This is a genomic window from Actinomycetota bacterium (assembly GCA_040905475.1).
In the GTDB taxonomy this organism is placed as follows: domain Bacteria; phylum Actinomycetota; class AC-67; order AC-67; family AC-67; genus DATFGK01.
In genome coordinates this window covers 1-21259 of record JBBDRM010000131.1, presented here as the reverse complement: position 1 = coordinate 21259, position 21259 = coordinate 1, and the positions used below count along the sequence as shown (strand labels likewise).

Annotated in this window: 20 protein-coding genes; 11 read left to right on the top strand and 9 right to left on the bottom strand. The window is 68.1% G+C overall.

Going from position 1 to position 21259, the window contains the following annotated elements; genetic code table 11:
- Positions 1-41 precede the first annotated feature (41 nt).
- Entirely contained in the window at positions 42-1811 is a 1770-nt protein-coding gene (locus WEB06_15950) for an ABC transporter permease (protein MEX2557107.1), read from the bottom strand.
- 197 nt (positions 1812-2008) lie between these two features.
- On the opposite strand from WEB06_15950, the gene WEB06_15945 reads away from it, so the two are divergent.
- The 3 genes from WEB06_15945 to WEB06_15935 are packed head-to-tail and all read left to right on the top strand — an operon-like array spanning position 2009 to position 4911.
- Positions 2009-2701: a response regulator transcription factor gene (locus WEB06_15945; GenBank protein MEX2557106.1), complete on the top strand. Its 693-nt coding sequence runs from the start codon at positions 2009-2011 to the stop codon at positions 2699-2701.
- Positions 2698-4185, top strand: coding sequence for a HAMP domain-containing sensor histidine kinase (locus WEB06_15940; protein ID MEX2557105.1), 1488 nt, complete (start codon positions 2698-2700; stop codon positions 4183-4185). Before WEB06_15945 ends, WEB06_15940 begins: the two co-directional genes overlap by 4 nt.
- Before the next feature lie 42 nt (positions 4186-4227).
- Positions 4228-4911, top strand: coding sequence for a YceI family protein (locus WEB06_15935; GenBank protein MEX2557104.1), 684 nt, complete (start codon positions 4228-4230; stop codon positions 4909-4911).
- A gap of 64 nt (positions 4912-4975) precedes the next feature.
- On the opposite strand, the gene WEB06_15930 is transcribed toward WEB06_15935, so the two are convergent.
- Positions 4976-7930, bottom strand: a complete 2955-nt coding sequence (locus WEB06_15930) for a S8 family serine peptidase (GenBank protein ID MEX2557103.1) — start codon at positions 7928-7930, stop codon at positions 4976-4978.
- A 108-nt stretch (positions 7931-8038) separates the two neighbouring features.
- Entirely contained in the window at positions 8039-8770 is a 732-nt protein-coding gene (locus WEB06_15925) for a hypothetical protein (GenBank protein ID MEX2557102.1), read from the bottom strand.
- A gap of 104 nt (positions 8771-8874) precedes the next feature.
- On the opposite strand from WEB06_15925, the gene WEB06_15920 reads away from it, so the two are divergent.
- The gene (locus tag WEB06_15920; GenBank protein ID MEX2557101.1) at positions 8875-9714 is read left to right on the top strand and encodes a PhzF family phenazine biosynthesis protein; all 840 of its coding nucleotides are present in this window, start codon (positions 8875-8877) and stop codon (positions 9712-9714) included.
- Here the strand turns inward: WEB06_15920 and WEB06_15915 are convergent.
- Genes WEB06_15915 through WEB06_15905 form a run of 3 tightly spaced genes read right to left on the bottom strand, consistent with a single transcriptional unit; the run spans position 9632 to position 11859 of the window.
- Positions 9632-10087 carry an MmcQ/YjbR family DNA-binding protein gene (locus tag WEB06_15915; protein MEX2557100.1) on the bottom strand — a complete coding sequence of 152 codons (456 nt, stop codon included), beginning with the start codon at positions 10085-10087 and terminating at the stop codon, positions 9632-9634. The two genes, WEB06_15920 and WEB06_15915, sit on opposite strands and share 83 nt — an antisense overlap.
- Positions 10084-11250, bottom strand: a complete 1167-nt coding sequence (locus WEB06_15910; protein MEX2557099.1) for an acyl-CoA dehydrogenase family protein — start codon at positions 11248-11250, stop codon at positions 10084-10086. The genes WEB06_15915 and WEB06_15910 overlap by 4 nt, the downstream gene beginning before the upstream one ends.
- 60 nt (positions 11251-11310) lie before the next feature.
- Positions 11311-11859, bottom strand: a complete 549-nt coding sequence (locus WEB06_15905) for a CGNR zinc finger domain-containing protein (GenBank protein MEX2557098.1) — start codon at positions 11857-11859, stop codon at positions 11311-11313.
- Positions 11860-11975: 116 nt separating this feature from the next.
- Between WEB06_15905 and WEB06_15900 the strand changes: the two genes are divergently transcribed.
- Entirely contained in the window at positions 11976-12122 is a 147-nt protein-coding gene (locus WEB06_15900) for a hypothetical protein (GenBank protein MEX2557097.1), read from the top strand.
- Positions 12123-12317: 195 nt separating this feature from the next.
- On the opposite strand, the gene WEB06_15895 is transcribed toward WEB06_15900, so the two are convergent.
- Positions 12318-13445: an acyl-CoA dehydrogenase family protein gene (locus WEB06_15895; protein ID MEX2557096.1), complete on the bottom strand. Its 1128-nt coding sequence runs from the start codon at positions 13443-13445 to the stop codon at positions 12318-12320.
- A gap of 8 nt (positions 13446-13453) precedes the next feature.
- Positions 13454-14740 (bottom strand): MaoC family dehydratase N-terminal domain-containing protein, encoded by a 1287-nt coding sequence (locus WEB06_15890; protein ID MEX2557095.1) that lies wholly within the window; start codon positions 14738-14740, stop codon positions 13454-13456.
- 102 nt (positions 14741-14842) lie between these two features.
- Here WEB06_15890 and WEB06_15885 point away from each other — a divergent pair, with 102 nt between their 5' ends.
- The 6 genes from WEB06_15885 to WEB06_15860 all read left to right on the top strand — a co-directional run bounded on the left by WEB06_15885 (position 14843) and on the right by WEB06_15860 (position 20262).
- Positions 14843-16318 carry an aldehyde dehydrogenase family protein gene (locus tag WEB06_15885; GenBank protein MEX2557094.1) on the top strand — a complete coding sequence of 492 codons (1476 nt, stop codon included), beginning with the start codon at positions 14843-14845 and terminating at the stop codon, positions 16316-16318.
- A complete protein-coding gene (locus WEB06_15880; GenBank protein ID MEX2557093.1) occupies positions 16315-17607 on the top strand; it encodes a hypothetical protein in 1293 nt (430 codons plus the stop codon). Before WEB06_15885 ends, WEB06_15880 begins: the two co-directional genes overlap by 4 nt.
- Positions 17608-17609: 2 nt before the next feature.
- A complete protein-coding gene (locus tag WEB06_15875; GenBank protein ID MEX2557092.1) occupies positions 17610-18782 on the top strand; it encodes an acyl-CoA dehydrogenase family protein in 1173 nt (390 codons plus the stop codon).
- 74 nt (positions 18783-18856) lie between these two features.
- Positions 18857-19099 carry an AbrB/MazE/SpoVT family DNA-binding domain-containing protein gene (locus tag WEB06_15870; protein MEX2557091.1) on the top strand — a complete coding sequence of 81 codons (243 nt, stop codon included), beginning with the start codon at positions 18857-18859 and terminating at the stop codon, positions 19097-19099.
- The gene (gene mazF, locus WEB06_15865) at positions 19093-19440 is read left to right on the top strand and encodes an endoribonuclease MazF (protein MEX2557090.1); all 348 of its coding nucleotides are present in this window, start codon (positions 19093-19095) and stop codon (positions 19438-19440) included. Before WEB06_15870 ends, mazF begins: the two co-directional genes overlap by 7 nt.
- A 12-nt stretch (positions 19441-19452) precedes the next feature.
- On the top strand, positions 19453-20262 hold the full coding sequence (locus WEB06_15860) for a class I SAM-dependent methyltransferase (GenBank protein MEX2557089.1): 810 nt from the start codon (positions 19453-19455) through the stop codon (positions 20260-20262).
- 10 nt (positions 20263-20272) lie between these two features.
- Here WEB06_15860 and WEB06_15855 read toward each other — a convergent pair whose 3' ends face one another.
- The gene (locus WEB06_15855) at positions 20273-21259 is read right to left on the bottom strand and encodes a type IV toxin-antitoxin system AbiEi family antitoxin domain-containing protein (GenBank protein ID MEX2557088.1); all 987 of its coding nucleotides are present in this window, start codon (positions 21257-21259) and stop codon (positions 20273-20275) included.

Here is a 21259-nt window from a genome sequence, read left to right as displayed (position 1 = left end):
GGTTCGTGTCCGTTCTGGCTCATGATCATCTCCTTGGGAGGTCAGCCGATCGTGCGCAGGGCTTCGGCGGGAGAGAGCCGGGCCGCGCGCCAGCCTCCGACCGCGCCGGCGAGGAGTCCGCCGATCACCGCGAACGCCACACCGAGCAGGAGCGTCATCGGGCGCACCGGCGCCGACAGCTGGATCGTCGAGGTCTTCGAGACCGCCTCCGCGGCCTGGCCGAAGAGCTGCGAGAAGGTGGACCCCGTGAACCCCGGCACACCGGAGCTCGTCGCGGAAAGCGCGGGGGTGAACTGCCCTACGGCCCACGCGGCTGCGAACCCCAGACCGATTCCGGCGACGCCGCCGAGGACGCCGATGCCGACGGTCTCGGCGAGGATCTGCCGGACGACGCGTGCCTTGCTCCAGCCGATCGCGCGCAGGGTGCCGATCTCGCGGACCCGTTTGGCGATCGAGGACAGGGTCAGCAGCACCGCGATCGCGAAGGCGGCGACGAGCACGATCACGCCGAGCGCGCCGCCGAGCCGGCTCGCGAGGTTCTTCGCGTCCTTCAGGCTTCCGGTCACCTGGTCGGCGAGCGACGCCGTAGTGACCACCTGCGCGCCGGGAAGCGCCTCGGAGATCTGTTCGGCGACCGCGTCGACCGATCCGGCGTCCTCGACCTTCACGAGCACCTGCGTCACCCGGCCGTCCTTCCCGGACAGTTCTTGGAGCGTCGTGAGCGGGAAGTAGATGTCGGCGGTGTTGCCCGTCAGCGTCGGGTCGACCAGCCCGACGACCGTGTACGTCTTGCCGTTGATCGGGATCGTCGAGCCGACCTTCAGGCTGTTCTTGTTCGCGTACGCGGTCGCCACGAGCACGTCCGTCGTGGCGCCTTGGGCGATCCAGCGGCCTTCGGTGAGCTGCTCACGCGTGACCAGGCCGGCGTCGGGGCTCGCGGGGTCGATCCCGGCCGCGGTGTAGCTCGTCGTCTGGATGTCGGTCGTCGGGGGGTTGACGACCTGCTGGATCGTGCGGAGCGGCGTGATGACCGAAGCCTGGTACTCCGTGAAGCGCTTGGGGAGGCACTCGGAGAACCGGCCGCCGCCCGCGCCGCCGCCTGGCGGCCCGGAGCCGGGCGCCGGCGCCTCGAAGCCGCCGTTCTCCTGGACGCACGCGCGGAACGCTTCCTCTTCTGCCTCGGTCATCGGCTCGGGGCGAACGGTGGCCGTGATCGTCTCCCCGCCGGTCTCGATCTCGGCGACGATCTCCGGCACGGTCCCGGTCTGGTGCTGGACGAGGAGCGTCAGGCCGGATGTGGCGGAGGTCACGCCCTCGATCGCGGCCACGGTCTCGAGCGCGTCGCCCGGGAAGCTAAGCAGGGTCGCCGACAGGAAGAAATCGCGCGTGAACTGATCGCCCGGGTCGCCGAGGTTCGCGAGGTCGGTGAGGAGGTTGGAGTTCTCTTCGAGCAACGCGGCGGTGTCCTCGTCGTTGAGGAGTTCGTTCTGGCCGCCGCCGGGCCCGCCGCCGGGCCCGCCGCCTATCCCGGGGCCGAAGAACCCGCCGCCGCCTCCGTTCTGCTGCGGCGTCGCCGTCGCGGTCGGGGTCGGATCGGTGGTCGTGCTCGCCGCCGTGGAGCCCGCGACGCGCGTGACGAGGATGTCGGTGCCGATCGAGGAGAGCGGCGCGAGAACCTCTTGCTGGGCGTCGTCGAGTCCCTGCGACACGCCGATGATGCCGATGACCAGCCCGACTCCCGCGGCGAGGCCCAACGCGGTCAGCACCGTCCGCCCAAGCCGGCGCCGCAGCTCGTTCTTCGCGTAGCTCAAGCTCGACATTGTCTTCCCTCCCGATCGCGTTTGGCGTCTCGAGGAAGCCAATCAGTCGAGCCTGGGATCTGGGTGCGGTCCGCCTGGGAGGATCCTGTGAATCGGGGACCTGGGAAACCTGTCAGTCACCCCACAGGGCGTTCTCAGACAGCTCCCAGGAAACGTCTCTACCATCGGCGTGGGAGGTGGGAAACGAGGTGAACGACCAGGCCAGGGTGCTCGTGGTGGACGACGAGGAGAACATCACCGACCTCGTCGCGACCGCGTTGCGGTACGCGGGGTTCGACGTGGAGACGGCGACTTCCGGGCGGAAGGCCCAGGAGGCGGTGGGAACCTTCCGCCCGCATCTGATGATCCTCGACGTAATGCTCCCGGACGTGGACGGCTTCGAGATCGCGCGCCGGCTGGTCTCTGCCGGCGAGAAGGTCCCGATCCTGTTCCTCACCGCCCGCGACGGCACGGACGACAAGATCCGCGGCCTCACGCTCGGCGGCGACGACTACGTGACGAAACCGTTCTCGCTCGACGAACTGATCGCTCGAGTGCACGCGATCCTCCGCCGCTCCAACGGGCCCGCGCAGCGCGCGGCGCGCCTGGCGGTCGCCGACCTCGAGCTCGACGAGGAGACGCACGAGGTCTGGCGCGCCGGCAACGAGATCGAGCTCACCGCGACGGAGTTCAAGCTTCTTCGCTTCCTTCTCCAGAATCCCCGCCGCGTTCTGTCGAAGGCGCAGATCCTCGACCACGTCTGGAACTACGACTTCGGGGGAGACGTCAACGTCGTGGAGACGTACGTCAGCTATCTCCGCAAGAAGGTGGATCGCTTCGACCCTCCGTTGATCCAGACCGTCCGTGGAGTCGGATACTGCTTGCGGCTCCCGCGAACATGAAACCGCTTTCGCTCCGGGGCAGGCTGCTCCTCGCGAGCGTGATCCTCGTGGCATTCGGGCTCGTCGCGGCCGAGGCGGCGACCTACGTCATGCTCCGGTCGAACCTCGTCGGCCGGATCGACGATCAACTGCGCGGAGTCGCCGACCGTGCGTTCGATCCCCGGGTGCCGCCGGGCGGAGTAGGTCCGGGCCGTCCCGACTTCGGCGGGCCCTCGCCCGACGGACGTCGGGAGGAGTTCCCCGTGACCTACGCCGCGAGACTCGACGCAGAGGGCAACGTCGTCGAGACGAGATCGTTCGGCTTCGGGACGGTCGGCGCCGTCCCCGAGCTGCCCTCCGGCCTCCCCGGTTCGTCGTCGCCCAAGAGCAAGGGTGTGAGCGTGCTCTTCACCGCCGGCTCCGATGCCGGCCGGTACCGCGTTCTCGCCTCGGCCGACGAGGACGGCGGCGGGACGATCGTCGTCGCACACCCCCTCGAGGACGTCGATGCGACGCTCCAGAAGTTGCTCCTCGTCGAAGGGATCGTGACCGTCGCCGTCCTGGCGAGCGTCGCGGCTCTGGCGCTGTGGCTCGTCCGGCTCGGGCTTCGCCCGCTCACCCAGATCGAGAACACGGCGGCGCACATCGCCGACGGCGATCTCTCGCGACGCGTCGAGCCTGCCGACGAGCGGACGGAGGTCGGGCGGCTCGGCCGCGCGCTAAACGTCATGCTCGAACGGATCGAGGCGGCTTTCACCGAGCGGCAGGCGTCCGAGGCCCGGTTACGGCGGTTCGTGGCCGACGCCTCGCACGAGCTCCGGACCCCGCTGACCTCGATCCGCGGGTACGCGGAGCTGTTCCGGCACGGCGCCGACGAACGGCCCGAGGATCTCGCGAAGACGATGCGCCGCATCGAGGACGAGTCGGCCCGGATGGGCACGCTGGTTGAGGAGCTCCTGCTTCTCGCGCGCCTCGACCAAGGCCGGCCGCTGGAGTGCATGCCCGTCGACCTTGCGAAGATCGCCGCAGACGCGGTCGAGGATGCGCGCGCCGTACAGCCCGACCGCTCGATCGAGCTCGAGCGGCTCGGATCGGTACTTCTGGAAGGCGACGAGGCGCGGCTGCGCCAGGTCGCGGCCAACCTGCTCTCGAACGCGCTCGAGCACACACCGCGCGGCACGCCGGTGCGCGTGCGCGTCGCGCGTGAAGATCGCGCGGCGATCCTGACGGTCGCCGACGGGGGACCCGGGCTGGACGCGGAGAACGCCGCCAAGGTCTTCGATCGGTTCTTCCGCGTGGATCCGGCGCGCTCGCGCGACAACGGCGGCGCGGGGCTCGGACTGTCGATCGTTGCCGCGATCGTGCGTGCGCACGATGGGAACGTTTCTGTGCTGACGGCTCCCGGGGAAGGCGCGCGGTTCGTCGTCTCGATCCCGCTCGACGCCGGCAGATCCCACAGCAAGATCGAAGCGGAGCCTCAGGACCCTCACAGGCCCCTTTCCTAACATCGCATCACGAGATCGACACGACACAGTGGGGACGAGAACATGACAGGTCGCTGGAAGCGCCGGCTCGTGATCGGAGGGATCGTCGCCGCAGCGGGTGTCGTCGGCGGGCCGTTCCTGTACTTCAACCTCATCGCCGAGGATGCGCCGCCGGTGCTCACGATCGGAACCACGACGAACGCTCCGACCGTCGCCGCACCCGCAACGATCGACGGAACGTGGAACGTTACGAGTGACTCTGTGGTCGGGTATCGCGTGAAAGAGATCCTGTTCGGTCAGAGCAAGGAGGCCGCGGGCCGCACGAACAAGGTCACAGGATCGTTCGTGCTGAGCGGGACGACGGTCTCGGAAGCGAGCTTCACCGTGGATATGGCCTCGGTCACGAGCGATCAGAGCCGCCGCGACGGCCAGTTCCGCGGCCGCATCATGGACGTGTCGTCCTTCCCGACGTCAACCTTCGTCCTCTCGTCGCCCATCGAGTTGAGCGCTCTGCCGGCCGAAGGCGTCCAGGGAACTACGACGGCGACCGGGGAGCTGACCCTGCGCGGCACGACCAAGACGGTGACGGTGGAGCTCACCGGTCGCCGGAACGGTGGGTCGATCCAAGTCGGCGGGTCGATCCCGATCGTCTTCGAGGAGTGGGACATCCCGAACCCGAGCGGGGGACCGGCGCAGACCTCCGACGAAGGTGTGCTGGAGTTCCTCCTGGTGTTCACGAAGTCGTAGCCGTCAATCAACAACGTCGAGGGGGTGCCCGCGGGCACCCCCTCGATGCTTCCTCCGAACGACGTCAGCCCGTGATGCTCACCAGCGTCGATACGACCTCCTCGACACCGCTCGCGTAGCTCACGGTGCCGAAGTAGCGCACGCCGGCCGAGAGGCCCGACCACCCGAGGGTGAGCGTCGCCGTCTCGCCGGATACCGCTGCCGCCGGCCCGGTCACGGTCATGTTGCCCGCGGCCGCATCCCCGAGGACCCAGTTGAAGAGGGTGTAGTTCGAATCGGGTCCGTCGGTTTGCCAGCCGTGGACGATGACCTCGTAATCGCCGGGCACCGGGAACGTGAGGTCGATCGTTTCCTCGGCGGTGCCTCCGGCGCTGAAGCCGGCGAAGTTGCCGTCGGGATCGAACAGGTAGAGGTCGAGGTCGTCCGCTCCGTCCGTTTCACCGTCGATCGTTCTCACCCGCAGATGCCGGGTATCCGCCGGAACCGAGACGGTGTGCGACGTGATCCCGACGCCGGTCTCGAGTGCCGTGTTGATGTCGTTCGCCGGGTCGTCGACGACGTTGCCGGCCTCGGTCGCCGCGGGGATCAAGCCATGCGGGTCGGCCGAGAACGGGCCGGTGAATCCGAACGTGATGTCGTAGTCGAGCGAGCCCGATGTGCCCGTGAGCGAAAGCTCCGAGGGCGCGGATAGCGGGACGGGCCTGATCGCGATCGGGCTGCGCACGTCATGCGTTCCGTTGCTCCAGGTGAGCGATCCGAAGGTCCACACATCGGAGGGAGCGCTGACGTTGGTGAACTTCACGGTGTACGTTGCCGGTTTCCTCGGCGCCATGTTCAACGTCGAAGGAGTGACCTCGACGTTGATGCCTGGGGGAGCGTCGACCGTCACGTTGTAGGTGCCGGCCGGGCCGACGTTGGTGACCTTACGGGCGACGGTCTGGATCCCTGCAAGGCCGTCCACCCCGATCGACGCGAGGTTGAGGTCGCTTGGGTCGACCGAGCCAGCTCGCCTGCACGTCGATCCGTTCGGATTCAACGCCCCCGCACCACACAGGAACGCCAAGTAGTCGACGAAACCGGTGTTGTAGGTGAGCCCAGGATCGTTGGCTGGGGTGGGGTCGATGTGACCCGCTCCCATGTCGAACGGATCCGCGGGCGTCGTGCCGTCTTCCTTGTTGACGTCCTGGTAGGCCGTCGTCATGAGCGCCGACTTGATCTGGGCCGGCGTCCACGTCGGATGTGCTTGGCGGAGCAGCGCGCCTACGCCGGCCGTGTGGGGACTCGACATCGACGTTCCGCTGATCGCCTGGAACAGCTGACCCGGCGCGCCGAGGAACGGCGTCGGCGAGTTACCGGCCAGGATCACCACGCCGGGCGCGGTGACGTCCGGCTTGATGAGGTCCGGCGCCGCCCCATCGGGGCCGCGGGAGGAGAACGCCGCCATGTCTGGCGCCTGCTGCGGCGTGAAGGTTCCGGCGCTGAGCGACGCGGTCGCGTTGCGGCGAGCGCCGGCGATGTACTCCTTGATCTCCAGTCCGTCCTCGAACACGACGTGCGTGCTCGGGACGAAATGGTTGTCGGTGACGATCTCCTGCGGCGAGACCGCGTTGTAGAGGATCATCCCGACACCGCCGGCTTCGGCCACCGCCTCGCTCTTCTCAACGCGCGCGTTGAGGCCGCGCTTGCAGAGGACGATGTTGCCGGCCACCTTGGCGGGATCGAGTTCGCCGACGAGGCAGAGCTCGCTCCCGGCGTTCGCCGCATCGACCAGCTTCGTCGAGGCCAGTGCGTTGGTGACGCTGGCGCCGGAGTATGTTGCCCCGTTGCCCAGCGTCGCGGTGTTGGCGAAAGTGCGATCCTGCGAGCTCGCGCCCACAGCCGTTACCCACGGGACCGAGGCGGGCGAGCCTCCGGTCCCGGCGCCCGGCCCGGCGTTGCCGTTCGAGACCGAGGCGAACACGCCGGCGTCGGCCGCGAACAAGAACGAGACGCCGTCGGGAGACAGCAGGTCCGGCGTGTCGGAACCGATCGAGTAGTTGATGACGTCGACGCCGTCCGCGACGGCCGCATCGATCGCCGCCACGAGGTCGACGCTGGAGCAGCCTTCGTCGTTCCAGCAGACCTTGTACATCGCGACGCGCGCGCGCGGCGCGACGCCGGAGAGCACCCCGGTGCCGAGATCGCTGCCGAACAGCTCCGGCTGCACGTCGGCGTTACCGGCGGCCGTCGAGGAGGTGTGCGTTCCGTGACCGTCTGCGTCGCGAGCGGACGCGTACTCCTCGTCGACGAGGTCTTCGCCGGCGCCGAATCCTTCGAAGAAGTAACGCGCGCCGATCAGCTTGTTGTTGCAGTCGTCCGCGGTCCAGTCCTCACCGGTTTGGCAGATGCCGTTCCAACCGGCCGGCGGAGTGTCGTAGTCCTCGCCGGCGAAGCTCGGGTGCTCGGGCCAGATGCCGGTGTCGATGACGCCGACGATGATGTCCTCACCGGCCTCGCCCTGCCCGCCGAGGTCGTCCCAGATGTTGCCGCTCCCCGAAAGGCCGAGGAACTCGGGAGAGTTGTCGGTGGTCGGGAACTTGCGCTCGTCCGCGCGGATCGCGACGACGCCGCTCATCTTGGAGAGCGTGTCGACCTGCTTGCGCGTGAGCTTCGCGGCGAACCCGTTGAAGCTGTAGTGGTAGCCATAGATCTTCTTGGCGCCGACAGCGTCCAGTGCCGACTTCTGACGTCCATCGAGATAGGACACGTACTTCCTCACGTCCGAGTTGTTGCGATCGATCTTCTTTCCTTCGGACGGATGCGTCGCGGCGTAGCCCTGCGTCTCTCCGCGATAGGAAGAAACCGGGGCGTCGAGCAGCTGGACGATGTAGACGGCGCTCGCGCCGCCGAGCTTGACCGACGCGGTTCGCGCATCTCCATCGTCGCGCGCAGCCGCCGGCAGAGCGATCGCGATGGAGAGCAACATCGTGATCGCCGTGACGGCGGCGAGCTTCCGGACACGTGCGCGTGACCGAACCATGCGCAGATCCCCCCTCGTCTCGTGGACAAACGAACCCTAGACCGCGGACGCGTCAGGCGGCAACCAAAACGAGGCGACGCTTGCGCACCTTGTCCCGCTTCGAGCGGTCTAGGACTCGCGCTTCTCCGAGGTCACGTCGACGATCGTCAAAGCGCGGCTTCGCAGGCGATCTGAGTATTCGTTCCACTCGTCGGACGCTTCGTCGGTCTTCGGGAACATGTCGAAATGACACACGCGAGAACCGGAAGGGATCGTGCTCGTGAAGCGAACGTCGAACATCGACGAGCCGAACTGCCGGCGCGATGCGGCGATCATCCCCTCGACGTAGTAGCGCTGCACGCGGCAGTCGAAGGCGCCGTACACGTCTTCGTGCGGGCAGTAATGGATGTCGAAATCGGCGCTATCCGGACCGAACCGTGGCGCCTCGATCGACGCGTAACACACCTCATTGATCCACGAGGCCACCATGCTCGCGATCTCGGGCGGCGTCGCGTCCGCCGGAGGCTCGACGCCTTCGACCATCTCGGCGACGATCCGGTCGCCGACGCGCGAGAGCGCGGCGCGGAACACGTCGTGTCCCTCCGCGCCGAACCGTTCCTCGACCGCCTTGAGCGCCTCGATGAGGCCGACGGCCATCATCTGGCCCCACACGAAGGTCGAGGCAGCGTCGTACTCCGGGTTGGCCAGCGCCTTCCGCCGGAAGCCTTCGACGGCCTCCGCGAACGGCCACTTGAGCGGCAGTCGCTCGCGCCGTCCGCCCCACGGCAGCGACTCCGCGCCGTTGTCCATCGCCTCTCCGTGCGGCCGTACTGGTGTGCCCGTCCACGCGACATCGCTCATGGCTTCCTCCTCGCTCGGGCTAAGCATGGCACGGCGAAGGCCGGAGCGGCTCGGCCCGGCCGAAAGTCCGAGAGGCGCCGGCGGACGTCGGTTAGGCTCAAGCGATGCCCGCCCGATACCGCGTGGTCGACGTCTTCGCTCGCGAGCCGCTCGCCGGGAACGCGCTCGCGGTCTTCCCCGACCCCGGCTCGATCGATCCGGACCGGATGCAGCGGATCGCGCGTGAGATGAATCTCTCGGAGACTACCTTCGTCACCGGCGTACGTCCGGACGGGTACGACGTCCGGATCTTCACGCCGACCGAGGAGATGCCGTTCGCCGGACATCCGACGCTCGGCACCGCGTGGGTCCTGCGCGAGCTCGGTGCGGTGGCCGGTGAGCGCGTGATCCAGCGCAGCCCCGCCGGCGAGACGCCGGTCGAGTTCGACGGCGATCGTGTGCGATTCGAGCGCACCGGCTCGGTGAGCGACGACATCCCGGACGTGTCTGAGATCGTGGACGCCCTCGGCGTGCCGCCCGACCGGCTCGGGTTCGACGCGAGCGAGCTCGGCGCAGCCTCGATCCGCCTTCTTCCGGCGATCGCAGATCCGGCCGTCCCGCTCCTCATGTTCCCGATCGGCTCACCGGCTGTGCTGGCCGCGCTGGTCGCACCGCAGACGCTCGGGATCCACAGTGGCGTCTACTGCTTCGCGCCGCTCGATCGGGGGAAGATCAAGGCTCGGTTCTTCGGGTCCGGCTTCGGCGTGGTCGAGGATCCTGCGACCGGCATGGCGGCCGCCGCGCTCGGGCTCTACCTCGGAGCGCGCGCCGGCACGCTACGCGTGGAGATCGAGCAGGGCGCCGAGATCGGCCGCCCGTCGTTCATCGCGGTCGACGCTTCGCCGGGCCGCTCGCGCGTGAGCGGCGCGGTGCACTTGGTCGCCGAGGCGACGCTGCTCGCGTAGGCGCCGGGGCCGCGTCGTCGAGCAGCGCCGACACCCGCTTCGGGGCGACGAGCCGGTAGCTCTCCTCGACCCAATCGGTGAGCACGCCGACCGGCGGCGCTCCTCGCGTGAACGGGACGTTCACCCATCCACTCTTCCCGAGGCCGTAGCCGGTCGGCTCCGCGCCGGGAGCCATGAGCGCTTGCGCGTTGGACTCGACGAGCTTGACCGACATCCCTCGGTCCGATCCGTGGTCGTCGGTTCCGAAGAAGACGAAGATCTTCCCGTTCACCTTGGCGACGCTCTCACCCCAGGGATGGTCCTCGTATGCCTCCGGCAGCGCGAGCGCGAACGCACGCACCCGGTCGCGGGCCGATCCCCGCTTCTCCTTCACCGTCCGAAGTACGAGCCGGAGTCCGTCCACGCCGAGGCGATCAACGCGTCGTAGGCCAGCGGCCACGGCGGTCGGAGGAATCCGAGGGCGCGAACGTCCTCGAACCAGTGGCCGAACGGCGAGTGGCGAGCGAACGTTCCGCCGCCCATGATGCGCGCGATCCTCCGCGTGCAGTCCTCGGCCAGCCGCGCGGCGGCCGTCTTGCCGAGCAGAACCGGGCGCAGCGGCACGGGGTCGTTCTCCACGGCGTACAGCATCCCCTCGTACGCCTGGCGCATGAGCCAGGCGTCCATCTCGGCGTTCGCCCATTCCACCTGTTCGTACGGGTGTAGCGAGTCTTGCTTACCCTCGAGCTGTTGACGGGCCTCCGCCATCGCCGCTTCAACGACGCCGAGGATCACGGCGGTGAAGAGCGACCCGATGAACGGCGCGGCCGCGGACGAGAGCGCCTGCCAGTTGCCCGGCCACGCGGACCGGTAGGCGCCGGCGAAGTCCGTGAACGCCATCCCGTGACTCTGGGTCGCCGTCATCCCGTGCCCGTCCCACGGCGCGATCAGCTTCACGCCTTGGGATCCGTCCCAGGGCACGCCCCGCATGTCGAGATAGAACCAATCGGGCTCTGCCTCGCCGTCCGGACGAGCAGCGGTGAGCATGAACGAGGTGATCCCGGAGCCGCTTCCGAAGTGCTTCTGTCCGTTCACGATCCAGTTTCCGTCGGAGCCCGGCCGCGCAGTCGCCTTCGTCTGCGAGACGTCCCCGCCGCTGCCCGGCTCGCTGGTTATCGTGCCGAACCACGCGCCCTCGGATGCCAGGCGTCCGACCTCGGCGCGCTGTTCGGCCCAGGCCGTGCGATGCGGCTCGTCCGCCTGCTCGCTCGCCATCCAGAACGCGAGCACCGACGGATGCATCGAGGAAACGAGCGCGACCGAGGAGTCTCCGCGCGCGAGCGTACGCAAGATCTCCGCCGTGGCGCGGGTGGACCTCGGAACGCTCTGGAAGAGTCCGCCTTGGGACGCAGGGACGCCCGTCATGAGATAGCCGGCCTTCGCGAGCTCCTCGAAATCGGCGGGGTCGAGCTCGCGACGACGCTGCCGCTCGCGGCGGTCGGCCGCGAAACGCTCCGCGACCTGGGCAACTTCTGCGAGTACCGAACTGGCGTCCATCTCGTCCTCCCCGGTAGGCGCCTCACGGTGCCACCCATGCGCGCGGGAGGCAAGGGGAGATCAGTCCGTGACGGCGCCCGCGGTCTTCAGCCGGGCTCGGTACGCGGCGACGCTCGCTCGATTCCCACAAACCTGAGGGCTGCAGTACCGGCGAGACCGGTTCCGCGACCCGTCGACGAACACGTCCATGCAACGGTCGCCCTCGCACGAGCGAAGGCGCTCGAATCCGTCCTCGGCGATCACCACCGAAAGGGCCATGGCGGATTCGGCGGCGATCCTGGGAGCGATCGGGGTGCGGTGCGGCGTGTAGTGCAGGTGCCACGGCCCCTCGTCGTGGTTGGTCAGTTCCGGCCGGGCACCCGACTTCGCCAGCAGGCCGTTCAAGACGGCGACCGCGCGCTCGTGATCCTCGGCCTCGAAGACGCCCCGCAGGGTGGATCGAAGCCGGCGCACTTGCTCGAGATCGTCTGAAGTTGGCTCCGCTGTGCGGCTGATCTTGTGCTGTTCCAGGAATGCCGCGAGCTCGTCCAGTCCCGTCAGGTCGTCTTGGCCGGAGAAACGGTTCTCGCTGTTGACCAGATCGACGGCCAACTCGAGCGAGCACTCCATGTAAGGACCGTAATTGGCTTGACTCATTAGTCTCCCAGCGGGTATGGTAAGGACCATCACACAGTTTGCCCCTGACACGCCGACCAGTCAAGCAGAGCAGGCGAAAGGAGGAGGAGATGCAGTTCATCTCAGAGGAGCTCGCGCGGCTGCGCCGCTGCGAGTTGCTGTCGGAGGCCCGCGAGCAGCGTCTCGCTGCGGAGGTGGGTCGCGTATCTCGCGGCCACTCTTCCCGGCGTCGCCGCTTCGCACCGACCCGCGGCTAAGTCCCCGACCCGACGATGGAATGGATACGCGTTGGCACGAGGCTGGGAGAACGCCGTGACTGTGCTGCTGGTGTTCGTCGCCGCTTTGATCTTGCTGAACGTTGCCGTCCAGAGATTCGGTGTCGACAGCAGGGATGGCAACGATTGGTCTGAGCATCGCCGAGCGTAGGGGGAGGCCGTCGGGATCGGCGGCGATCAGACGCCGACGATCCGGCAGACTCGCTCTCTGTGCCAGGCGGGATCCCCGTACAGGACCTCGTTGCTCTTCGCTCGGCGAAGGTACAGATGGATGTCGTGCTCCCAGGTGAACCCGATGCCGCCATGGATCTGGAGGCCCTCCTCGGCGAGGGCGCCGGCCGATTCGCCAACATAGGACTTGGCCGCGCTCACGGCGAGCGGTGCCTCGTCGAGGCTGCCCTCGACCGCCAGGGCTGCGTAGTAGGTCGCCGCTCGGGAAGCCTCGAGCCACAACAACATGTTGGCCGCCTTGTGCTTGATCGCTTGGAAGCTTCCGATCGGCCGTCCGAATTGCTCGCGGTCCTTCGCGTACCCGACGGACATCTCGAGCACGCGGTCGGCGCCGCCGACACTGTCGGCGCACAGAAGCACCAGCGCGATCTGCATCTGGCGCTCGACGGCCGATCCGGCGGTCGAAGGGTCGCCGAGAACGGCGGATCCGGGGAGGCGAACCCCGTCGAAGATCACTTCACACATCGGCCGTGTCGGGTCGAGCGTCTCGAGCGGGGTGATGCCGACGCCGGGCCGGTCGGCGGGCACGACGACCTGGACCACGCCGTCGTCGCCCTTCGCCGTGACCAGGAGCCAGGACGCCGATCGGGCGCCGTCGACGTACATCTTCGTGCCGTCGAGCAGCAGGTCGCCGCCGTCTCGCTTGACCGTCGTACGTATCCCGTCGGCGTCCCAGATCCCGGATGCCTCGGCGAAGCACCACGCCGCGGTGGAGTCGCCCGAGGCGATGCCCGGGAGGATCTCCTTCTGCTGTTCGTCGGATCCGAACTCCGCGATCGCGGCCGCTACGACGTTCGTGCCGAGGAACGGGCCGGAGAACACGAAACGCCCCATCTCCTCGGCGATGGCCACCAGATCGATCACGCTCTGACCGGAAACGCTTCCGCCGCCGTACTCGGCGGGGATCGCCGGCGCGCTCCACCCGAGCTCGGCGCCCTTCCGCCAGAGCTCTCGATCGAACCCGATCGGGTCGCCGAAGAGCTCACGCGCGCGCGCCACGGGCGCCTCGTTCTCGAGGAAGCGCCGCGTCGTGTCGCGGAGCATCTGCTGTTGATCGTTGAAACCCAGATCCACCTGGGCTCCTACCGGCGCGCGTTCCGCGCTTCGTGGGCCAGCTCGGCATGCCGCTCGAGCATCCGAACCGCGGTGCGTTGATCCTCGATCGGAGGCTCGGGCAGCACGACGGGCCCGTGCTCCCTGCTCGGGAGGAGGACCGTCGCTCGGCCCGGCGCGGTGACCTCGCCGCGTTGGTTCGTCGCGCGCATCTCAACTTCGACCGAGCACGACGAGCCGTCGATCCGCTTTCCGACGACCTCGCCGGTGATGAACTGGGTGTCCCCGACGTAGTTGAATCTCCGCACCTCGTCGTGTTGCGTGAGCAGCCAGCCTTCGTCGCCGATCCAATCGGTCAGCAGATGCTGCAGGTAGGTCTCGCGCAACGCGCCGTAGTCGTACGGCATCGGGTTCCCGATCGCCTTGGCCCAGTCGGCGTCCCAGTGCACCCGCTGCGCCGTGTCGGGAACGCCTTGCGCGTTGGGAACGTAGAAGGCGGGGATGCGTTGGCGAGTCTTGTAGGCGAGCCGTGAGGCGGAAGGGGCGTACGGGGTGAAGCCATACCCGCCGGCATGGAAGCAGATGAGGTCGGTAACGGTCAGCGGGCCCTTGACCATCTTCGGGAGCGGCTCGCCGACCTGGACGTCTTCCCAATAACGAGTCTCAGCGCCGCGCGCGCGCTCCTGCGCATAGATCTCGTCGATCGCGGCCAGGTCTTCGTCCGTGTAACGAGTCGGCTCGATGTCTGTGTACTTGCCCTTCTCCTTGGCCGTCTTCCGCTCGGCGAGGATCATGAGTATGCGCACGGTCGCGACGATCTCGGCCCGCTGGTTGAAATGAACCCGCCGGAGCGTCCGCTGCACCGAGCGCCCGGAGAACTCCGACTTCTTCACCTCGAGGGAGTACTCCCCGCCGAACGTGTAGATGCGGTCCCCGGGGTGGATGGGACGGAACCACTCCCAATCGCCGGCGGAAACGAAGGCGTGGATCCCTTTGAACAAGCTCTTCGTGCGCTTCTTGAGCTCGGGATCGATCGGGTCACCGAGGAGGGGCGCGTTCAGGGACGTCAGGATCATCGGCGGTGCGATCTGTCCGCCCCATCGGGTTTCGCGCGCGTAGTCGGGATCGCAGAAGAGCGGGTTGTCGTCGCCGTAGCCGTGCGCGAAGTTGCGGATCGCGTCCTCGGTGGCTTCGGTGAGGTGCTCGGCTCTGGCGTCGGCCGTCTCGACCCCGAGCAGTAGCTTGGCGCGCTCGATATCGTCGTCGGTGATCGAGTACGCGGTGGCTCGCTCGAACTCTTCCTTGACGTCGACCATCGCTGGAACCGCTAGCGTAGTAGCGTTGACTGGAAATAGTCAACTAGTTAATCTTATTCGCGGGATAAGCACGCCGGTCCGCGAGGGAGGGCCGAACCACCGATGAGCAGCGCGCTCAGGACGTACCGGCTCTTCATCGACGGCGCGTGGGTCGACGGCACCGGCGACGAGGAGACGAGCGTCATCAGCCCGTCCACCGAAGAGGTCATCGGCACCGTTCCGCAGGCGTCGATCTCGGACGTGGAGGATGCGGTAGGCGCCGCGCGCCGCGCCTTCGACGAGGGGCCCTGGCCGCGCATGGCTCCCGCCGAGCGGTCGCGCATCCTCGTCGCGTTCGCCGAAGCGATCGCCGCGCGCCGCGCGGAGCTCATCGAGCTGATCATCGACGAGGCGGGCTCGGCCCGCCCGATCGCCGAGTCGCTGCAGTTCGACGCGCCACTGTCCCACGCGTTCTGGTTCGCCGAGCGCGCAGCGACGTTCCCCTACATGGAGCCGCTCCCGCCGATCGTCGCGGCCGGCGGCATCGGGCAAGGGATGATCGTGAAGGAGCCGGCCGGCGTCGTCGCCGCGATCACGGCGTTCAATTTCCCGGTGTACCTGAATCTGTGGAAGCTGTTCCCCGCGCTGGCGATGGGGAACACGGTCGTGCTGAAGCCGTCGCCGTACACGCCGCTCGAGGCGTTCGCGCTCGCCGAGATCGTCGAGCAGGTCGGCCTGCCGCCGGGCACGGTCAACGTCGTGACCGGCGACATCAAGGCGGCGGAGACGCTCACGACCCACCCGGCCGTCGATATGGTCAGCTTCACCGGCTCCGACCAGGTCGGCCAAGCGATCCAGGCTCAGGCCGCGCAAGGGTTGAAGAAGGTCCTGCTCGAGCTCGGCGGCAAGTCGCCGAGCATCGTGTTCGCCGGTGCGGATGTCGCCAAGGCCGCGCGGTCGGCCGCCGGGAGCTTCATCCGTCACGCCGGGCAGGGCTGCGGGCTGACGACGCGCGTGCTGGCGGAGCGAGCGGTCCACGACGAGCTGGTCGACGCGATGAAGGCGATCCTGGACCGCGTCACGGTAGGGGATCCGCACGATCCCTCGATCGTGATGGGACCGTTGATCCGCGACACACAGCGCGCGCGTGTGGAGCGATACGTCAGGTCCGGGCTGGATCAAGGGGCGCAGCTCGCTTTCGGCGGCTCGCGACCGGCCGGGCTCGACCGTGGCTTCTACTTCGAGCCGACTCTGTTCGTCGACGTCGACAACGCGATGAGCGTGGCGCAGGACGAGATCTTCGGCCCGGTGTCGGTCGTGATCCCGTTCGACGGCGAGGACGAGGCGATCGCCATCGCCAACGACACGCGGTACGGGCTCGCGGCGTCCGTGTGGCATCCCGATCCCGTCCGGGCGCTCGAGCTGGCGCGAAGGATCCACGCCGGCCGGGTTGCGATCAACGGCGGGGGACCGACGATGAACCCGCACGGGGCGTGGGGCGGCTTCAAGCATTCGGGTCTGGGCCGCGAGCTCGGCGACTACGGGCTGCACGAGTACATCGAGCTGAAGACGATCGAATGGGGAGCGGGCCGGCCGTGACCCGGTCGACCGGGCCCGACCCCGGCCGGGCGCACTGGGACCCCGAGATCCAGACGCTTCCGCGCGACGCACTTCTTCGGCTGCAGCTCGAACGGCTCGACCGTCAGGTCGCGCGCGCGTTCGACGTCCCCGTCCCGTTCTTCCGGCGGAAGCTCGATGCGGCTGGGGTCGGGCGCGACGGGATCGCGTCGCTCGACGATCTGCAGCGCGTCCCGCTCACCGTGAAGCAGGAGCTTCGCGACTCGGAGGCCGAGCATCCGCCGTTCGGCGACTATCGCGGCGCGGTCGCGACGGATTGCGTGCGCATGGCGACGACGACTGGAACCTCGGGGCGTCCGACGATCCTGCTCTGGACGCGCAAGGACCTCGAGATCGACTACGAGGCGAACGCGCGGAACCAGTGGCGCGCCGGCGTTCGGCCCGGCGACCGGATCTACGTGACGGCGCATCCCGGCTACCTCAACGGCGGCGAGGCGCTCGTCCGTGGCGCGATGGAGTACTTCGGACTGCTGACGATCTCGGTCGGGCCGCCGGACGACGAGCGCGAGATGCGCAAGGCGATCGAGCTGTTCCAGATGGTGAAGCCGACCCAGTACCGGTTCTTCCCGGGCGCCTGGAAGAAGTACTACGAGCTCGCGAAGGAGATGGGGCTCGATCCCGAGGCCGACCTCGGGATGGCCGCGTCCGAGCCCGACCCGCGAGCGCAGTACCGGTCGGCGTCGGCCGGCGCCGACGCCTTCCCGTATCTCGGCACGGCGTGTGCCGAGGATCGCGGGGCGCACATGTGCGAGGACCTGATCATCGTCGAGTCGGTCGACCCGGCGACGGGACGGCGGGTTCCGCCGGGCGCGCGCGGCCACCTCGTCGTGACCACGCTCGAGCGGGACAACTTCGTCATCCGCTACGACCTCGAGGATGTCGTACACATCGAGGACGATTCGTGCGCATGCGGCGAGACGAGCGCGCGGGTCTTCTGGCACGGGCGAGCCAAGGACGTCGTGCGCGTCGGCAACAAGCAACTGTTGCCGATCGACGTGGAGCTCGCGATGCTCGAGTTCTCCGCGCTGATGGGTCCGGCGACGCTCTTCCAGCTCGTGCGCAAGCGGTCGCAGCCGCAGCCGTCTTTGATCGTCCGCATCGAGCCCGAACGAGACGACGCCGTCGACAGAGCCAAGGTGCAGGAGCGGATCGCATCCGAGCTCGGCGTCCAGGTCGAGATCGAATGGGTCGCGCGCGGCGGCACACCGCGCGCCTCGTACAAGTCCGAGCACGTGGTCGACGAGGATTAGCGATGGATCTTTCGCTCACCGAAGAGCAAGAGGCGTTCCGTACGGAGGTGCGCGCGTGGCTCGCGGAGCACACGCCGCGCGACCCCGAGCCGACCGATCGGCACGAAGCGTTCTTGTACCGGCGGCGGTGGCAGGGTGAGCTTGCCCGCGCCGGTTACCTCGGCGTGACCTGGCCGGTCGCGTACGGGGGGCGTGGCCTGACGGCGTTCGAGCAGGCGCTCGTCGACGAGGAGCTGGCGAACGCGCTCGCGCCGCTGATCGCCGGTCAGATCGGCGTTTCGAACATCGGCCCGGCGCTGATCGTGGCGGGAACCGAGGTTCAGAAGGCGCGCTACCTTCCATCGCTCCGTACCGGTGACGAGATCTGGTGTCAGGGGATGAGTGAGCCCGGCGCTGGGAGCGACCTCGCGGCGCTTCGAACCAAGGCCGTGCGGGACGGCGACGAGTTCGTCGTCAACGGACAGAAGATCTGGTGCTCCGACGCGCACGAGGCCGACCGCTGCCAGCTGTACGTCCGCACCGACGACTCCGGCTCCAAACACGCCGGGATGACCTGTCTGATCGTGGACATGTCGACGCCGCGGATCGAGGTGCGGCCGATCGTCACGATCGCCGGCGACGTGCACTTCAACGAGGTCTTCTTCGACGACGTGCGCGTGCCGGCCGAGAACGTCCTCGGTGAGATCGATCAGGGCTGGCGGGTCGCCGTCTCGACGCTGATGTACGAGCGAACCGGCGTGCTGGCTCTGCAGGCGTTGATCCGCCGGGCGATGCAGGTGCTGGTCGAGACCGGCCGGGTGCCGCGTGCGACCGACGGTCGTCGTCCACTCGACGACGTCTTGGTCCGGCGCGCCTTCGGCGACGTCTACGCGCGGGTCCACGTGCTGCGGACTCTCGGGTACCGGCTGCTGTCGACGCTGGCCAAGACCGATGTGCCCGGGCCCGAGGGCTCGCTCCTGAAGCTCTTCTGGAGCGAGCTCGACCAGCGGGTGGCGGCTGTCGGGGCGAGGATGGCGGGGAGCGATCTGTTGCTGGGGCCGGAGTCGGCGCGGGTCGGCGGGGGAGCGCTGCAGCGCGCCTATCTGCAGAGCCGCTCTTCGACGATCGCGGCCGGCACGACCGAGATCCAGAAGAACATCATCGCCGAGCGCGTGCTCGGGCTCCCGAAGGGCTGAACGATCGCACGTCGGGCGCGTCGACGAGCCCCGTTGCAGCGGATGTATACTCAATGTATATCTAGGAGGCGCCGGTGCAGACAAGGATCCAGATGTGGGGCAACAGCCTCGGCCTTCGTATCCCGAAGGCGTTCGCCGAGGAAGCCCAGGTCGAAGCGGGTTCGACGGTCGATATCTCGGTCGAGCGCGGCGAGCTCATCGTTCGGCCGGTCCCTCGTCGGAAGTACGAGCTGCGATCTCTCCTGAAAGAGATCACTCCGGACAACATCCACGACGCGATCGAGACCGGCGCGCCTGTGGGGCGAGAGGTCTGGTAGTGGCCGAGTACGTGCCCGATCGGGGCGACATCGTTTGGCTCCACTTCGACCCGCGAGTTGGGCACGAGCAAGCCGGACGTCGACCTGCGCTGGTCATCTCACCGAAGACGTACAACCGCAGAGTCGGCCTGGCTCTCTTCTGTCCGATCACGTCGAACGTCAAGGGTTACCCGTTCGAGGTCGAGCTCCCGAAGGGGTCGAGAGCGAAGGGGGCGGTCCTTTGCGATCAGATCAAGAGCCTCGACTGGCGGGTCCGTCGGGCGAAACGGCTCGGTCCCGCTCCTGCGACGGTGATGGACGAGGCCTTGGCGAAGATCATCGCGCTCATCGATCCCGGCTGACCAGAGCGTTTCATGGACGAGATCGATCCTGAGATCCGTGCCTACTACGAGCGTGGCGGCGAGGCAGGCCGACTCCTTGGCGGCTTCCCATCCGGTCCACTCGAGCTCGCCCGCACGCAGGAGATCCTCCTTCGCTACCTTGGCCCGCCTCCGCTTGAGATCCTCGATGTAGGCGGCGGGCCCGGCGCATACGCCGCGTGGCTCGCGGAGCGAGGGGATCGGGTCCATCTGATCGATCCGATCGCGCTGCACGTTGAACAGGCTCGTGCCGCGCATCCGAAGGTGACCGCGGAGATCGGCGACGTACGGAAGCTTCCCCTGGCGAACGCTACCGTCGACGCCGTCCTCCTCCTCGGCCCGCTGTACCACCTCGTCGATCGCGGCGACCGGCTGCTCGCCCTTGGTGAAGCTCGGCGAGCGCTACAGCCCGGGGGCTTGCTCTTCGCCGCGGCGATCTCGCGGTTCGCCGCACTGCTCGACCTCCTCGTGCGCCTCGACCGGCTGCACGAGCCCGAGGTCTTTCGCGTCGTCGAGGTCGGCGTTCGGACGGGTGTGTTCCGCGGCGCCGACGGCGAGCTCTTCACCACCGCCTACCTCCATCGGCCTGAGGAATTGCGCGAAGAGATCCTCGAGGCGGGCTTCGAGCTGGATGCGGTGCTCAACGTGGAAGGTCCGGGCTTCCTCGTCCCCGACTTCGAGACCCGATGGCGCGATCCCGCACGGCGCGACGCGATACTCGCTGCGGCACGTCTCGTCGAGTCTGAGGCTGCGATGCTCGGCGCATCGAGCCACCTGCTGGCGGTCGCCCGTGCGCCCTCCTAGGGCGCTGCGCTCAAGGCACCCGGCGGAGCGTCGCGCGTATCGCTTCGAGCACTTCGTCAGGCCGATCGCGAAGTTGCGGCCACGTCACATGGATCACCGTCCAGCCGAGCATCGCAAGAGCGTTGTTCCTCGCGCGGTCCCGGTCCCACTGCTGCCTGCTCGAATGCCAGCGGAACCCATCCGCTTCGATCGCGACGCGCTGCTCGACGTAGGCAAGATCGAGGGTCGCCAAGCCGCGGTGCGTCCGAACCTCGTGCTGGATGGCCGGCATCGGGAGACGCGCTCCGCGAAGGATCCGAAGAAGCCGGGTCTCGAACACGCTCTGAGGCACCGCGGAGCTACTCGCGCGCGCGTCGATGAGCCTTCCCATAAGAGGGGTGCCCTGCCGGCCCCGACCGCCGGTCTCGCGCAGCCGCCACCGTAGTCGCGACAGCGTCAGCAGCCCCCGCCGAAGAGCGTCATCAAGCGCTTCTTCGACGACCTCTGCTCGTTCGAGTCCTGCCATGTCGATCATGGTGCGAGCCACGGTGGTCACAGGGATCGCTTCGATCTTCGTCACGTCGACGGCTGCCAGCGCCAAGGGTCGATGGACCACATGGCCGCGCGCGCGTTGCCGCCCTCGAGGCACGGTCAGCTCGATGCTGCCCGGCCTGAAGCCGGCAAGCTCCCACAACGCCGCTGCCGCGCGGTGGGAGACGGTGGCACCGTCTCCCCAGGACAGGCAGGCCGCGAGGAGCGATTGCCGCCACGTTGCGGGTGCGCCGGCAAGTCGATACACGCCGGGGTAGAGACGATCCCATACCCCCGATACCAGCCGCCGGTCGATCGATCTGGGGCTCATGCCGCATGCGAGCGCCTGAGCGCGAGTGAAAACGCCGTGCTGCGAGCGGGCAACGGCTGCGATCCTCCGCGCGGCCGCTTCTCGTATGGATCTGGCGTCGTATAGAGCCTGTCGCACAATCACCGGCCTCGTGGACTTCTGACCAACTTGCCTCAT